Genomic DNA, 16,170 nt, shown 5'->3' with positions numbered 1-16,170 from the left:
CACTGATATATTATTTTATCATGTTTTTATATCTCTGCATTGATTCTAATGCAATTCATAAAATATTTAAAGTTTAATGAGAAGAAGCATTTGACATTTTAAAACCTTTGAATTATCTTATTATTGAACAGTGGTCAATTAATTTAATGCAACTAGAATGACTGGAGGATTTATTATGGCAAGAGATGCGTCTAAACCTGTCCTTACGCCAAAAATGATTATGGATGTTGCAAGAGATTTATTCGTAAAAAATGGCTATCAGCAAGTTTCGATGCGTCAAATTGCGAAAGAACTTGGCTGTTCCCACGGTGCTTTGTATTATCATTTTCAAAGTAAAGCAGAATTATTTTTTGCATTGGTGAAGGAATATTTTGTTCTATTAGAACAGGAATTAAACAATGTATTACAGAAGGACATTGAAAATTTAGAAAAACTTGAGCAATGTATGCTTGGGTATATCAAGTTTGGTTTAAACCATCAGAGCCATTATGAAATAATGTTTATGCTAAAAGATGATGAGGTACGCAATTTCATCAATGAACAACCGATGAAGGTATATGAGAAGTTTGCCAATGCTTTATACACATTATCAAATAAAAAATTGCAATTAAAGGATATATGGTCAATTTTTATTTCTTTGCATGGTTTTGTTAGTCACTATTTATCCCATGTTGTAAGTTATGAAGATATAGAGAGTGCAGCAATTCATCACGTAAAATTTTTACTTAAAGGTGTGTGTTAATTTTTTTATATTTATTTAACCAGCGGTCAATAAAATGTATTGAACATTTAATTGACCACTGGTTAACAAAAAGGGAGGAGTTTTTTTATGAAAAAAGTATTAGTTCTTGGTGCTTCAGGTAATATGGGAGCGGCACTTGTAAAAGAATTTTGTAATCGTGGAATTGAAGTAAAAGCATTTGCACGAAATAAGGAAAAATTAGAAAGACTATTTAATAATGAGGAACGAGTGGAAATCGTCCAAGGAGATTTATTTAATCAAACAGATTTACTTCATGCAGCACAAGATGTTGATTTAATCGTTCATTCAGTGAATATACCTTATCAAGAGTGGAAAAAACTACCTGTATTAATGGACAATGTTATTCAAACTGTAAAAAAGTACAACATAAAATTTGCTTATGTTGATAATATATATGCTTATGGTCGAAGTGTTGGCAAAAAAATGACGGAGGATATGCCGAAAAATCCTCATACAAAAAAAGGAAAAATCCGATTGCAATTAGAAAACATGATCAAGAATTCTGGAATTAAATATACTATTGCTCATTTCCCAGATTTTTACGGTCCGAATACCGCTAATACATTATTATATACAACAATCAATGCTGTAATAAACAATAAAAAGGCCATGTTTATAGGGAATCCAAAGTTGGCGAGGGAATACATTTATTTGCCTGATGGAGCAAAGGCTTTTGTAAACTTAGTATTGAATGAAAAGGCTTATGGGCAAGAGTGGAATATTCCTTCTTACGGTCCGATTACCGGGGAAGAAATCATTCAAATGATTCGAGAGTTTACGGGATATGATAAAAAAATCTCCATTGTAACGAAAAGAATGGTTCAAATGGTAGGATTATTCAACCCATTTATGCGTGAATTTTCGGAGATGTTTTATTTAATTGATGAACCTGTTATTTTAAGCGGTGAAAAATATGAGCGGGAAATCGGTCCCCTACCAAAAACATCATACTATGATGGACTAAGAGAAATTTTTCAAATAAAATAAAAAAGCTAAGTTAATCTTCTAATAATGGATAAATACGTTATAATTTTTTAATCATATGTTATAATTGGAGCATAGCTTTATGAAAGGTGTGACTTACCTTGGTGCGTAGTATGACTGGTTTTGGCAGAGGTGTCACAACTACGAATGATTATCAACTGACAGTAGAAATTCGATCAGTGAATCATCGCTTTTTAGAAATTTATACAAAATTTCCAAAAGAGTGGTTAGAGGCAGAACTGCTTGCAAAAAAAATCATATCCCAATATGTAAAACGAGGGAAATTTGATTGTTTAGTAAACTTAAAACTTACTGGTGAAGAAGTAAAAGATTTTAAAATTAATTGGTCTCTTATTGAAGCCTATAAAAATGCAAAAGATGAACTTCGCCAAGTAATCCCAATAGATGAGCAATATTCTATGCAAGAAGTGCTATCATTAGAAGGTGCACTTTTATATGAAAAAAAAGAGTTAACACCAGAAGAGATTGCATCTAGTGTTGAAATTGCTGTCCGAGAAGCGATGGAAAAATTAGTAGAAATGCGAGAGCGAGAAGGACAAGAATTAAAACAAGTGTTGCTCGAATATAATGATGAGCTTAAAGCGCAAGTAAAATTTATTCGTGAACATTCGCAAGATGCAGTAAAAAAACATCGAGAAAAATTGACAGAAAGATTAGCAGAAATTGCAAATGTGGAAGAAGTAGAAGATAGAATACTTGCTGAAGTCGCTATTTTCGCTGATCGGATTGATATATCGGAAGAATTGGATCGACTTGAAAGTCACTTCCAGCAGTTAGAAGAGACGTTAGAAGAACCTTTTTCCATAGGAAGAAAATTAGATTTCCTTATGCAAGAAATGCTCAGAGAAATTAATACAATTGGGTCGAAAAATCAGTCTGTAATCATTTCACCAGTGGTTGTTCAATCAAAAACTATTTTAGAAAAAATGCGAGAACAAGTTCAAAATATTGAATAAGCTTGGAAAGGTAGTAATAAGGGAGAGTATGAAATCGATGAAAAAAGAGCGCGGATTATTAATTGTTCTTTCTGGCCCATCTGGTGTTGGGAAAGGAACAGTAAGAAAAGAGCTTTTTAAACAACCGAATACAAATTATGAATACTCCATTTCAATGACAACTCGAAAACCTCGTGAGGGAGAAGTCGATGGAGTCGATTATTTTTTTAAAACTCGAGAAGAGTTTGAAAAATTAATCGAGGAGGGAAAACTATTAGAGTATGCTGAATTTGTAGGCAACTATTATGGCACCCCTCTCGATTATGTAAATGAAACATTGGATGCAGGCCGCGATGTTTTTTTAGAAATCGAAGTTCAAGGAGCGGCTCAAATTCGCGAAAAAGTTCCGGAAGCTCTTTTCATCTTTTTAGCACCTCCTAGTTTGTCGGAGTTAGAAAGACGATTAATAGGTCGCGGTACAGAAACGGAAGAAATTATTCAAAAGAGAATTGAAACTGCAAAAGAAGAACTTGAAATGATGAGTTTATATGATTATGTTGTAGAAAATGATGAAATTCAAAAAGCTTGTGAAAAAATAAATGCAATCATCATGGCTGAACATTGCCGCCGTGAACGTGTTGAAAAAAGATATTTATCGATGTTGAAAGGAGAATGATGATGTTATATCCATCCATTGATGTGTTGAAAGAAAAAGTAGACTCCAAATATTCATTAGTTAGTTTAGCATCAAAACGTGCCCGTCAATTACAAGAACTTGGAAACTTTAAATTGTCTGAGTATAAATCACATAAACCAGTTGGGAAAGCGTTGGAAGAAGTTGCTGCAGGTTTATTAGAAATGGAAATCCAAGATGCTAACAAAGTTTATTCTGATGAACAATAGAAGTAAAATTTAATGTAAAACTACGAGTAGCTCCCGGAGAAACATTCTTTGGGAGCTTATCCTTTGAAAGGGTGAAAGTTGATGAGTCGAAAAATTTTACTAGGAGTGTCTGGCGGTATTGCGGTTTACAAAGCAGTAGCATTAGTAAGTAAATTAACTCAAGCAGGGTTTCAAGTAAAAGTAATTATGACCGAATCAGCGATGAAATTTGTTACACCCCTTACTTTCCAAGTGATGTCAAAAAATGATGTGTATATTGATACGTTCGACGAAAAAGATCCAAGTTCAATTGCTCATATTGAATTAGCTGACTGGGCGGATTTAGTGATTGTTGCACCTGCGACAGCGAATATCATTGGTAAACTTGCCAATGGAATTGCTGATGATATGTTGACAACAACACTGCTCGCTACAACGAGCCCAGTATGGATTGCCCCAGCTATGAACGTGCATATGTATGACCATCCTGCTGTAAAACGCAATATCGCACAGCTTGCAAGAGACGGCTATTCCTTTATTGAACCATCAGAAGGGTATTTAGCTTGTGGATATGTTGGTAAGGGACGATTAGAAGAGCCGGAGAAAATAACGGAGTTGGTGATTCAATATTTTGAAAGAGAAGAGAAAAAATGATGATTGCCGAAGTCATTGTTGACGTGTCCGCATATCCAGTCGACCGCCCTTTTGATTACTTCATTCCAGAACAAGTAGAAGAGCTTATTGAATGTGGTTGTCGAGTAAAAGTGCCTTTTGGAAATCGGAATGTTCTCGGATTTGTTGTTGGGATAAAGAATGAGACGGATGTTCCGTTAGATAAAATTAAGCCAATCGCGTCATTACTCGATATTGAGCCGGTATTGACAAGTGAAATGCTTCAATTGGCAAAATGGTTGAAACAAGAAACGATTTGTTATGAAATCGATTGCTTACAAGTAATGTTGCCATCAGCACTTAGGGCAAAGTATGAAAAAATGGTCGTTCTTCAAACTAATGTAGAAAATTTAGATGAACCTTTAAAACATTACTTCCAAAAGTCGACAAAAGTGAACTATAAAGAATTTGAGAAAAACAATTTGCTCATCCCTTTAAAAAAAGCGTTAAATAAGAAATTACTTTCCCTTGAAAATGTAGTTAAACAAAAAGGCCAAGTAAAAGAAATTAGGAAAGTAAAAGTTTCAGATAATCTTCAACTTCTTCAAGAAGTATATGATAAGTTATCCAACCGTGCCAAAAAACAAAAACAACTGCTTTTATGGATGAAACAACACGTTGGGGAAATATTGGAACCTGATTTTATTTACAAGGAAACAAACTGTTCCCCTCAAGTGTTACAAGCAATCATTGAGCAAGGTGCTGCTGAATTTATATTAGAAGAAGTGTATCGAAATCCTTTTAAGAAGGATGTTAAAAAAACAGATTTTTTAACTTTAACAGAGGAACAAAAACAAGCATTACATAAAATTGTAGAAGCGATGGACAATCGTTCCCCTGAAACGTTCTTATTACATGGGGTAACCGGAAGCGGTAAAACGGAAGTTTATTTGCAGGCAATTCAGCATTGTATTCAGCAAGGTAAAGATGCGATTGTACTTGTTCCAGAAATTTCCCTCACTCCGCAAATGACAAATCGCTTCCGTTCAAGATTTGGTGAACTTGTTGCGGTGATGCATAGCGGTTTGTCGATCGGTGAAAAGTACGATGAATGGAGGAAAGTTCATCAACAAAAAGTGAAGGTTGTTGTTGGTGCGCGATCCGCAGTATTTGCTCCCTTTGAAAATGTAGGACTCATCATCCTCGATGAAGAGCATGAATCGTCTTATAAACAAGAAGATACACCGAGATATCATGCAAGGGATGTTGCCATTTGGAGAAGTAAATATCATCATTGTCCAGTGATTTTAGGAAGCGCTACGCCAAGCCTTGAATCCTATGCTCGTGCTAGAAAAAACGTGTATAAATTATTGACATTAAAAGGGCGGGCATTAAATCAACCCCTACCGACTGTTGAAATTGTTGATATGAGGGAAGAATTAAAAAAGGGAAATCGTTCCATGTTTTCTGAAAAATTAACTGAGTCCATTCGTAATCGGTTAAAAAAGAAAGAGCAAATCGTGTTGTTTTTAAATCGGAGAGGGTATTCTTCCTTCGTTTTATGCCGAGATTGCGGAACGGTGATGCAATGTGAAAATTGTGATATTTCCTTAACATATCATCGCTACAATGAAAAATTAAAATGCCATTATTGTGGATATGAACAGTTTGTACCAACAATTTGTCCAGAATGTAGTAGCGACCATATTCGTTATTTTGGAACAGGTACTCAAAAAGTGGAAGAAGAATTGATGAAACTCTTTCCAGAGGCAAGGGTATTAAGAATGGATGTGGATACGACAAAACAGAAAGGTGCACATGAGGAGATATTAGAGAATTTTGGAGCTGGCAAAGCGGATATACTGCTCGGAACTCAAATGATTGCCAAAGGATTGGACTTTCCAAACATTACCCTTGTTGGTGTATTAAGTGCCGATACTTCGCTGCATTTGCCAGATTTTCGCGCAGCTGAGCGGACATTCCAACTGCTTACTCAAGTAAGTGGTCGTGCGGGTAGAGCGGAAAAGCATGGTGAGGTAATTATTCAATCCTACACACCGGAACATTATGCAATTTTACTTGCGAAAACCCAACAATATGAACCATTTTATGAAAGAGAAATGATGGTTCGCCATGGTGCGGCATATCCACCATATTATTTTATAGCACTCATCCAAGTAGCACATGAAGACGTATTGTTAGCAGCAGAATATGCTAATAAATGTGCAGAATTTCTTCGTACTCATCTTTCTTTTAATGCTTCTATTATTGGACCGACGACAGCAGGCATCGTTCGTCTGCAAAATAGATATCGCTATCAATGTTTGATAAAATACAAAATAGAGCCGAATTTAATTCCAACATTTTTACAGTTAATGAAAATATATCGTACGGATTGGATAAAAAAGGGTGTCGTATTAACAATTGATTTAGACCCCTCCATGATTTAAATAGAAAGAGGTTACCTAATGATTAGAGAAATCGTAAAGCATCCGGCAAAAGTATTAACACAGCCATGTAAAGAAGTAACAGTAATTGATGAAGAGATTATCACTTTATTAGATGATATGTACGAAACGATGGTTGAATATGACGGTATGGGTATTGCTGCTCCTCAAGTTAATGTTCCCCTTCGTATTGCTATTGTTGAGTTAGGTGAAGAGCGAACGTTGATCGAAATGATTAACCCTACAGTCATCGAAACGGACGGTTCATCAGTGGACATCGAAGGTTGTTTAAGTTTCCCTGGGCTTTATGGAGAAGTGGAAAGACCGAATTATGTTAAAATTGAAGCCCATGATCGAAACGGTCAAGTATATCAATTGGAAGCAACGGATTACGATGCTCGCTGTATTTTACATGAAATTGACCATTTAGATGGTATTTTATTCAATTCTAAAATTACACGTGTCTATACTGAAGAAGAATTAGAGGAAATGTTCGAGGAGGAGGAAGAATAAAATATGACAAAAATCGTGTTTATGGGCACTCCGGAATTTTCAGTTCCTATTTTGCGCATGCTTCATGAAGAAGGATATGAAGTTGCAGCAGTCGTCACGCAACCGGACCGTCCTGTTGGAAGAAAACGGGTGCTAACTCCTCCTCCAGTAAAAGAAGAAGCCCTTCGTTTAGGATTAAAAGTTCTTCAACCTGAGAAATTAAAAGGTTCTGAAGAAATGAGCGAATTAATTCATATGAATCCCGATTTAATTGTTACGGCTGCTTATGGTCAAATCTTGCCGAAAGAGTTGTTGGAAGCGCCAAAATGGGGATGCATTAATGTGCATGCATCGCTATTGCCAAAATATCGCGGTGGTGCGCCGATTCATCAAGCCATTATTGACGGAGAAGAGAAAACAGGCGTTACCATTATGTATATGGCAGAAAAATTAGATGCGGGTGATATCATTTCCCAAAGAGAAATCCCTATTGAAGAAATGGACCATACGGGCATCATGTTTGAAAAACTGAGCCTTTTGGGAAGAGATTTATTAAAGGACACGCTTCCTAGCATCCTAAATGGTACAAATGAACGCATTCCGCAGGACGAAACAAGAGCGACTTTTGCACATAATATTACAAGGGAACAAGAGCGAATAGATTGGACAAAAAGTGCGAGAAGTATTTATAACCAAGTGCGTGGCCTACATCCATGGCCTATTGCCTATACAACCTTTAAAGGTGACAATGTGAAAATTTGGTGGGCAAAAGTAGGTGACTCACAAGTTACAGCTCGTCCTGGTGAAGTGGTGAAAATTGAAAAAGATTATTTTGAAGTGGCTACTGGTGAAGGAACCCTTGCAATAATCGAATTACAACCTGCAGGTAAAAAACGCATGTCAGCGGAAGATTATTTACGTGGCGTGGGTTCAAAATTGCAGATTGGAGATTTATTTGAATGAGAAAGAAGAAGAAAAGTATTCATATTTGGGATGGTAATGTGCGAGATGCGGCGTTAAGCATACTACTTGCCGTAGACAAGAACCAAGCATATTCCAACCTATTATTAAACCAAACAATCAATAAATATCATATTGAAGCAAAAGATCGGGCCTTGCTGACGGAATTAACCTATGGAACTCTTCAATATAAATATGCCTTGGATTATTATTTAGAACCGTATATTCGTGGCAAAATAGAACAATGGATTCGATGGCTTTTAAGACTTTCGGTTTACCAAATGGTCTATTTATCGAAAATTCCTGAGCATGCAATTGTTCATGAAGCTGTAGAAATTGCCAAAAGGAGAGGCCATAAAGGGATTGCTTCCATGGTGAATGGTATTTTGCGATCTATCACCAGAATGGGCATTCCGTCGCTAGAAAAAATAAAAGATCCGATTGAGCGTATAGCTATAGAAACAAGCCATCCTAGATGGATTGTAGAAATGTTTGTTGACTCATATGGACTAGAAAAAACGGTTGCTATGTTAAAAGAGAATAATATTCCTCCGAAGCAAACTGTCCGAGTGAATACTTTAAAAGCTACAGTAGGTGAAGCAATAGAGTTATTAGCTCAAGAAGATATTCAAGCAGAACAAAGTAAAGTAATTCCACAATGTTTAAATCTATTAAACGGACAAGCTGCTAGAACGGAAACTTTTCGACAAGGCATCATAACGATTCAAGATGAGAGTTCAATGATGCCAGCAATCGTTTTAAATCCAAAGCCGGGCGAACGGGTACTAGATATGTGTGCCGCTCCTGGTGGAAAAACGACTCATATGGCAGAAATCATGAAAAATGAAGGTTCCATTCTTGCAACGGACATTCATCCTCATAAATTAGATTTAATTGAAGAAAACTGTGCAAGGCTTGGAATTAATATCGTTGAAACAGCGCCAATTGACGGTAGGAAAGCAGTGGAATTATTACAGCCTGAATCATTCGATGCAATCCTTGTTGATGCACCATGCTCTGGATTAGGTGTAATGCGTCGAAAACCGGATATCAAATATACAAAAAGAGAAGAGGATTTTGACCGCTTACATGAAATTCAATTGGAGCTGTTAGATAATGCTGAAAAATTATTAAAACCTGGTGGAAGACTTGTGTATAGCACATGCACAGTCAGCAAAAAAGAAAATGAAGGAACAGTCGAAGCATTTTTAGCGTCTCACCCTGAGATGAAACTTGTACCAATAAACCATTTGCCAAAGCAATTACTAGAAGCACAGCACGAAGGCATGCTGCAAGTTTTTCCACAAGACTTTGGAAGTGATGGTTTCTTTGTTGCTGCCTTTGAAAAAGTTAAGTAAAAAGGAGAATCCTATTTAATGGATAACGCTATTTTTAATGAACGTATAAATGAATTAGTTGAACATGCAGAATCATCACAGAAACGTGTAAAAAAAGAAAAACCACAATTAAAAGAATCCATTTATTCATTAACATTGGATGAATTAAAACAATGGTTGAATGAAAATGGAGAAAAGCCATTCCGTGCTACACAAATTTATGAATGGCTTTATAATAAGCGGGTTAAAACTTTTGATGAAATGACAAATTTATCGAAGCAATTGCGAGATAAACTTAAAGAAAACTTTGCATTTACAACCCTTTCAACGATTGTAAAACAAGAATCAAAAGATGGAACAATCAAATTTTTATTTCAATTACAAGACAACTATTCCATTGAAACGGTATTAATGCGCCATGACTATGGAAACTCCGTCTGTGTGACAACGCAAGTGGGTTGTCGGATTGGTTGTACTTTTTGTGCGTCAACTTTAGGCGGATTAAAAAGACATTTGCTTGCAGGAGAAATCGTTGAGCAAGTGGTCAAAGTGCAACAAACGTTAGATGAAGTCGGAGAAAGAGTATCCCATGTGGTGATTATGGGAATCGGTGAACCATTCGATAATTATGATGCAATGATGAAGTTTTTAAAAGTCATCAATCACGAAAAAGGCTTAAATATTGGAGCGCGTCATATAACTGTTTCTACCTCTGGTATAATACCTAAAATTTACCAGTTCGCGGATGAACAATTGCAAATTAATTTCGCATTGTCTCTTCACGCACCAAATCAAGAACTGCGTGAACGTTTAATGCCGATTGCTAGAGCGTATAAGTTAGATAAATTAATGGAAGCAATACGCTATTATACGAATAAAACTGGACGCCGTGTCACATTTGAGTATGGGTTGTTCGGTGGTGTAAACGATTCTATTGAGCACGCAGAAGAACTAGCCCAACTGATAAAAGGAATTAAAAGCCATGTCAATTTAATTCCCGTAAACTACGTACCAGAGCGAGATTATGTGCGTACTCCAAGAAATCAAATATTTGCCTTTGAAAAAGCATTAAAAAAGAATGGCGTCAATGTAACAATTCGCAGAGAGCATGGCTCAGATATTGATGCAGCGTGTGGGCAATTACGGGCGAAAGAGAGAGTTCACGAGACGAGGTGACAATTGTGAAGTTTACGGTTGAAAGTGATGTAGGGAGAAAAAGAGTTATTAATGAAGATAGGGCAGCTTTTTTAGAGCGCCCTGATTCATTAAAACTTGCTTTATTAGCGGATGGAATGGGTGGTCATAACGCGGGTGATGTTGCAAGTGAAATGGCAATTCAAGAAATGTCCAATTATTTTCTACAGGCAGAATTTCAAAATGCAACGGTGGAAGAAAAGCGAAAGTGGATGCAGGAAGCCATATCAAACATCAACGAAAAAATTTACAACCATTCCTTAGAACATGAAAACTGTAAAGGAATGGGGACGACATTTATAGCCGTGTTGATTGACCATAATCATTGTTTAATTGGTCATATTGGAGATAGTCGAGTATATCATTTTACATCAACTAGCGTTGACTTAATAACTCGTGATCATTCGTACGTTAATATATTAGTAGATAGTGGAGAAATCAGTGAGGAAGAAGCACAAAATCATCCGCAAAAAAATTTTATTGTGAAAGCTTTAGGCACAGAACCCACCATTGAACCGGATTTTTACGAGCTAACCCTGAAGGAATATTCTTATTTACTTATCTGTTCAGACGGGTTAAGCAATAAAATATCAACGGAGGAAATGGCTGCCATCATTACTTATCCGATGCCTATTGCTGAAAAAGGTCGGAAACTAGTGCAATTAGCAAATGATAGCGGAGGAGAAGACAATATTTCCCTCATTCTATTAATGATGACTGAAGAGGAGGTGTAATTTATGCTTGAAGGTAAACGCATTAATGATCGCTACAAAGTTCTTGAACTCATTGGCGGCGGGGGCATGAGTTATGTTTATCTAGCCCATGACGTTATATTAAATCGAGATGTGGCCATTAAAGTGTTGCGTTATGATTCAACAAATGAAGAAGAAAGTATGCGCCGCTTTCACCGAGAAGCTTTATCTGCAACAAGTTTAATGCATCCGAATATCGTCAGTATTTATGATGTCGGCGAAGATGGCGATATGCATTATATTGTTATGGAGTATGTAAAAGGGAAAACGCTAAAGCAGTACATAAAAGAAAATGCACCGCTTTCTCCTGCTCGAAGCGTTCAAATTATGAAACAACTAACGAGCGCCATTAGTCATGCCCATGAAAATCAAATTATACACCGGGACATCAAACCGCAAAACATTTTAATGGATGAAGCAGGTAATGTGAAAATAACAGATTTTGGGATTGCTACTTCCCTTGCTGCAACAAGTTATACAAAAACGAATTCAGTCATTGGGACAGTTCATTATTTGTCTCCTGAACAAGCACGCGGCGGAATAGCAACGAAAAAATCAGACATTTATGCACTAGGGATTGTGTTATATGAGTTGCTAACTGGAGAGGTACCCTTCTCTGGGGAATCCGCAGTATCAATTGCTTTAAAACATTTGCAAGCAGAAACACCTTCTGTTCGTAACTTCGATGCTTCCATTCCACAAAGTTTAGAAAATGTGATTTTAAAGGCGACAGCAAAAAATCCTGACCATAGATATGCTTCAGTGGAAGAGATGGCAGCGGATTTAGAAACGGTATTATCTCCCTCTCGGCAACATGAACCGAAATTTCGCCCTCCTGTTGATAATGAAGAAACGAAAGCTATTCCAGTTATAAAAGATGTAATGCCAATCGATGAATTGGCAAAAACGAAAGAAATAAAACCGATCATTTCAGATCATAAAAAGAAAACAAAAAATGAAGAAGTGGAAAAGAAACCTACAAAACTAAAGAAAAATAGAAAAAAACTTTGGACAATCATCGGGGCAGCTGCTCTTGTTCTCATCATTGGACTAATTGGACTCGTTAACTTGATGATGCCGGATAAAGTTGAGATACCGGACGTTTCAAATATGGAAGTGGAAGAAGCTACTGAGATTCTAAAAAAGGCAGGATTTGTCATCGGTGAAATCCGTGAAAAGAATTCCGATGAAATTGAAGAAGGGCTAGTCATAGAAACTGATCCAAAAGCTGGTTTATCAAGAGTAAAAGGAACAGAAATTGATTTAATCATTTCAATTGGCAACGAAAAAGTTGAAATGAACGATTATGTAGGAAAACAATTAAATCAAGTTCTTTCCATCATTAGTGAAGAATTTAAGGATGTAAAAATCATCGAGGAATATTCAAATCAACCGGAAGGGACAATCATTGGTCAAGATCCAGCACCGGGAGAAGAAGTTGTACCTGAAGATTCAATTGTAACGCTTACAGTTAGTAAAGGGAAACAAATTGGAACTGTCAGTGATTTAACAGGCTTTAATCAATCTGCTATGAGGGAATATGAAAAGACTTCAGGATTTAAAATTAAAATTGTCGAAGAAGTGTATTCAGACGACATTCCAGCTGGAAGCGTCGTATCACAAGATCCTAAGCCGAACACAAAATTAGAAATTGGAGAATCGGTGAACGTAGTAATTTCAAAAGGACCTAAACAAAAACGCGAAAAATTATATGTAAAAGAAGTTGTGATACCGTATGATCATGCATTAATGGGTGAAGAACAAATAGTTAGAATTTACATTCAAGACAAATCTAATACGATGGATAAACCGTATGATGAAATTAAAATTACTGAAGATACGACTTATCAAATCCAATTAGTAATTCAAGAGGGTTCAACAGCATCCTACATGATTGAAAAAGATTCGGTAATTATTGAAAAAGATACAATACCATTTGAAAGAGGAGATTAAGGAGGAATTGGATGCCTAATGGGCAAATTCGAAAGGCTTTAAGTGGATATTATTATGTGTACGATGAAGGAAAATTATTGCAATGTCGAGGACGAGGGGTATTCCGTAAGCGAGGGGAACAGCCTCTCGTCGGCGACTTTGTTGAATATGAGAAAGTGGAAGAAGGATCTGATGGTGTTATAAAGAAAATTTTTCCGCGAAAAAATGAATTAATACGACCACCTATTGCAAATGTTGATCAATCATTGCTCGTATTTTCTGTAAAAGAGCCTGATTTTAATACAATTTTACTGGATCGTTTTTTAGTAATATTGGAATCTCATCAAGTGATCCCAATCATTTGCTTAACTAAGATGGATTTGTTGACGGAAAAAGAAAAAGATGAAATAAATTCATATATCAAAATCTATAAAGATATTGGCTATGAAGTGGTAGATACTTACAAAAACGATCCAACATTACTAGATAGATTAGAGCCGATCCTTAAAGGAAAAACAACAGTATTGGCAGGACAATCTGGAGTTGGAAAGTCTACATTATTAAACACTTTAATTCCAAATCTCAATTTAAAAACAGGGGAAATATCCCAAAGCCTTGGAAGAGGAAAGCATACGACAAGACATGTTGAGTTAATCGAAGTTGCTGGTGGACTTGTTGCAGATACACCAGGATTTAGTTCTTTTGAATTTGACCATCTTGAAAAAGAGGATTTAACAACTTGTTTTCCTGAGTTTGAACGAAAAAAAGATGAATGCAAATTTCGTGGGTGTCTTCATTTGAAAGAACCAAAATGTGCCATAAAGGCTGGGGTTGAATCTGGAGACATTCTAGAATTTCGTTACGAACATTATTTACAATTTTTGAAAGAAATAATAGATCGAAAGCCGAGGTATTAGTTATGATAAAAATAGCACCATCCATATTATCAGCGAATTTTGCGAAATTAGGGGACGAAGTAAAGGAAGTGGAGGAAGCTGGAGCAGACCTTATTCATATTGATGTAATGGATGGTCATTTCGTTCCTAATATTACAATGGGTCCTATCGTTGTGGAGGCTTTACGTCCCGTTACAAAATTACCGTTAGATGTGCATTTAATGATTGAAAATCCAGATCAGTATATTGAGGCATTTGCAAAAGCTGGAGCAGATTGGATTTCTGTTCATGTCGAAGCTTGTCCACATTTACATCGCACGATTCAACTAATTCGTTCTTTTGGTGTAAAACCTGGAGTAGTATTAAATCCGCACACACCGATTGAAATGATTCAACACGTTTTAGGAGAAGTAGATTTTGTATTGTTGATGACGGTGAACCCTGGTTTTGGGGGACAAAAGTTTATTGATAGCGTTGTGCCCAAAATTGAAGCTCTCTCCAAAATGATTAAAGAAAACGGATATAATGTAGAAATTGAAATTGATGGCGGCATTACGGAGGAAACAATTATTCCGTGTGCGAAAGCGGGAGCGACGATTTTTGTAGCTGGTTCAGCTATTTACAATAAAGAAGATCGAAAATCTGCGTTGCAGGCTATTAAAACGAGTGGTGAGGCTGCAATTCAGCAATGAAAAGAGTATTAATTTGTGCTGGCGGTCCAAAAAACGAATTATGTTCATTTGAAATGTATGCTAAAGAAAAGGACATGTATTTTATTGGTGCAGATCGCGGCGCACTTTATTTGCTTGAAAAAGGAATTGTTCCAGATGAAATCATCGGGGATTTTGATTCATTATCGAAAGAAGAATGGGAAATAATTCGCTCTAAAGTAAAAAAAATTGAAAAGTATCGCTCAGAAAAAGATGAAACTGACACCGACTTAGCACTGCTAAAAGCTGTTTCCTACAATCCGAATGAAATTTTGATTACAGGAGTAACTGGTGGACGCTTGGACCATTTTGAAGCGGCTCTTCGTTCTTTATATAAAATGAAGGCACAATGTCCGCATATTGAACATAGAATTATTAATAGCCACAATGAAATTAGCATACTGTTACCAGGAACGCATACGATTTCTCGAGATGAAAGATATCGTTACCTTTCATTTTTCTCTTTTATACAAGCGGTAGAAAATGTGACGTTACGCGGTGTGAAATATGAGACAACGCGGGAGAGGATTGAAGTGGGTTCTAGCCGATTTACTAGCAATGAGCTCGTAGGGGAGCAAGGTTATATCTCCTTTTCATCAGGCATATGTTTAATGATAAGAAGCAGTGACTTATAAGGAGGTCTCAGTGTGCGAGTTTATACTTTTCAATTGCCAAAGTTTTTAAGTAATCTTACCCGTTCTTGCATCAATTTGTTCTCAGGCAGTAATAAAAAGAAAAAAAGAAAAGAGTAGTTTATCGTATTCATCTGTTATTATCTTTTGATTATTTTGGTCTAGCTCCCAGTAAGGGGCTGTCTGAAAAGCAATTTGAGACGGTCTCTTTGTGACTGTCGCGCATAGTTACAGATAAGTTGCGACAAGGATTGTGAAAACTTTGTTTTACTACCGCAGGAGTAAAAGATTTATCAGAGACATCATAAGAAGTAAGGGTGTGTAGAAAGTTTTCAATTTTCTACACACCTCCTTTTATTTTCTCTCAAAATAAAAAAGCGTAAATAAAGTACGTTAAAAACGACTTTACTTACGCTTTTATATACGCGTCATTATACACGTTCTACTTTACCTGATCTTAAAGCACGAGTAGAAACCCAAACGCGTTTAGGTTTTCCATCAACTAAAATACGTACTTTTTGAAGGTTAGGTTTCCAAGTACGTTTGTTAGCGTTCATTGCGTGTGAACGTTTATTACCTGTACGAGTTTTACGACCAGTTACTACACATTTTTTTGGCATC

16 protein-coding genes and 1 pseudogene are annotated in these 16,170 nt (G+C 36.3%); 16 read left to right on the top strand and 1 reads right to left on the bottom strand.

All coding sequences use genetic code 11. The features are described from left to right. The first annotated feature begins 175 nt into the window (after window positions 1-175). From NST00_RS13490 to NST00_RS13415, 16 genes and pseudogenes are all read left to right on the top strand, one after another. Complete coding sequence (locus NST00_RS13490) at window positions 176-742, top strand: TetR/AcrR family transcriptional regulator (protein WP_340710119.1); 567 nt, start codon at window positions 176-178, stop codon at window positions 740-742. 87 nt (window positions 743-829) lie between these two features. Then, the gene (locus NST00_RS13485) at window positions 830-1,750 is read left to right on the top strand and encodes an NAD(P)H-binding protein (protein WP_340710117.1); all 921 of its coding nucleotides are present in this window, start codon (window positions 830-832) and stop codon (window positions 1,748-1,750) included. A gap of 98 nt (window positions 1,751-1,848) precedes the next feature. Further along, window positions 1,849-2,724 (top strand): YicC/YloC family endoribonuclease, encoded by an 876-nt coding sequence (locus NST00_RS13480; protein ID WP_016837472.1) that lies wholly within the window; start codon window positions 1,849-1,851, stop codon window positions 2,722-2,724. Window positions 2,725-2,761: 37 nt separating this feature from the next. Then, complete coding sequence (gmk, locus tag NST00_RS13475) at window positions 2,762-3,379, top strand: guanylate kinase (RefSeq protein ID WP_016837471.1); 618 nt, start codon at window positions 2,762-2,764, stop codon at window positions 3,377-3,379. Window positions 3,380-3,381: 2 nt separating this feature from the next. Then, window positions 3,382-3,606, top strand: a complete 225-nt coding sequence (gene rpoZ, locus NST00_RS13470) for a DNA-directed RNA polymerase subunit omega (protein WP_016837470.1) — start codon at window positions 3,382-3,384, stop codon at window positions 3,604-3,606. Between the two features lie 81 nt (window positions 3,607-3,687). Next, window positions 3,688-4,233 (top strand): annotated as a pseudogene (gene coaBC / locus NST00_RS13465) (bifunctional phosphopantothenoylcysteine decarboxylase/phosphopantothenate--cysteine ligase CoaBC); the annotation flags it as partial. Between the two features lie 5 nt (window positions 4,234-4,238). Next, window positions 4,239-6,647 (top strand): primosomal protein N', encoded by a 2,409-nt coding sequence (gene priA, locus NST00_RS13460; protein WP_340710196.1) that lies wholly within the window; start codon window positions 4,239-4,241, stop codon window positions 6,645-6,647. Window positions 6,648-6,665: 18 nt separating this feature from the next. Further along, a complete protein-coding gene (gene def, locus NST00_RS13455; RefSeq protein ID WP_096550619.1) occupies window positions 6,666-7,157 on the top strand; it encodes a peptide deformylase in 492 nt (163 codons plus the stop codon). 3 nt (window positions 7,158-7,160) lie between these two features. Then, window positions 7,161-8,099 carry a methionyl-tRNA formyltransferase gene (gene fmt / locus NST00_RS13450; protein ID WP_340710115.1) on the top strand — a complete coding sequence of 313 codons (939 nt, stop codon included), beginning with the start codon at window positions 7,161-7,163 and terminating at the stop codon, window positions 8,097-8,099. After that, the gene (rsmB, locus tag NST00_RS13445) at window positions 8,096-9,454 is read left to right on the top strand and encodes a 16S rRNA (cytosine(967)-C(5))-methyltransferase RsmB (protein WP_168411962.1); all 1,359 of its coding nucleotides are present in this window, start codon (window positions 8,096-8,098) and stop codon (window positions 9,452-9,454) included. The genes fmt and rsmB overlap by 4 nt, the downstream gene beginning before the upstream one ends. A gap of 18 nt (window positions 9,455-9,472) precedes the next feature. Beyond that, the gene (gene rlmN / locus NST00_RS13440; protein WP_168411963.1) at window positions 9,473-10,609 is read left to right on the top strand and encodes a 23S rRNA (adenine(2503)-C(2))-methyltransferase RlmN; all 1,137 of its coding nucleotides are present in this window, start codon (window positions 9,473-9,475) and stop codon (window positions 10,607-10,609) included. A gap of 5 nt (window positions 10,610-10,614) precedes the next feature. Beyond that, window positions 10,615-11,361: a Stp1/IreP family PP2C-type Ser/Thr phosphatase gene (locus NST00_RS13435; protein WP_168411964.1), complete on the top strand. Its 747-nt coding sequence runs from the start codon at window positions 10,615-10,617 to the stop codon at window positions 11,359-11,361. A 3-nt stretch (window positions 11,362-11,364) separates the two neighbouring features. Beyond that, window positions 11,365-13,332, top strand: a complete 1,968-nt coding sequence (gene pknB / locus NST00_RS13430) for a Stk1 family PASTA domain-containing Ser/Thr kinase (RefSeq protein WP_016837462.1) — start codon at window positions 11,365-11,367, stop codon at window positions 13,330-13,332. Window positions 13,333-13,343: 11 nt separating this feature from the next. After that, window positions 13,344-14,228: a ribosome small subunit-dependent GTPase A gene (rsgA, locus tag NST00_RS13425; protein ID WP_016837461.1), complete on the top strand. Its 885-nt coding sequence runs from the start codon at window positions 13,344-13,346 to the stop codon at window positions 14,226-14,228. Between the two features lie 2 nt (window positions 14,229-14,230). Further along, window positions 14,231-14,899 carry a ribulose-phosphate 3-epimerase gene (gene rpe / locus NST00_RS13420; RefSeq protein ID WP_016837460.1) on the top strand — a complete coding sequence of 223 codons (669 nt, stop codon included), beginning with the start codon at window positions 14,231-14,233 and terminating at the stop codon, window positions 14,897-14,899. After that, complete coding sequence (locus NST00_RS13415) at window positions 14,896-15,552, top strand: thiamine diphosphokinase (protein ID WP_016837459.1); 657 nt, start codon at window positions 14,896-14,898, stop codon at window positions 15,550-15,552. The genes rpe and NST00_RS13415 overlap by 4 nt, the downstream gene beginning before the upstream one ends. 428 nt (window positions 15,553-15,980) lie before the next feature. Here NST00_RS13415 and rpmB read toward each other — a convergent pair whose 3' ends face one another. Continuing rightward, window positions 15,981-16,169, bottom strand: coding sequence for a 50S ribosomal protein L28 (gene rpmB, locus NST00_RS13410; RefSeq protein WP_016837458.1), 189 nt, complete (start codon window positions 16,167-16,169; stop codon window positions 15,981-15,983). Window position 16,170 lies beyond the last annotated feature (1 nt).

It is taken from the genome of Ureibacillus sp. FSL K6-0165 (assembly GCF_038004285.1).
GTDB classification, from domain to species: domain Bacteria; phylum Bacillota; class Bacilli; order Bacillales_A; family Planococcaceae; genus Ureibacillus; species Ureibacillus thermosphaericus.
Note: the sequence above shows the minus strand (reverse complement) of the source record. Positions and strands in the feature narration are given on the sequence as shown.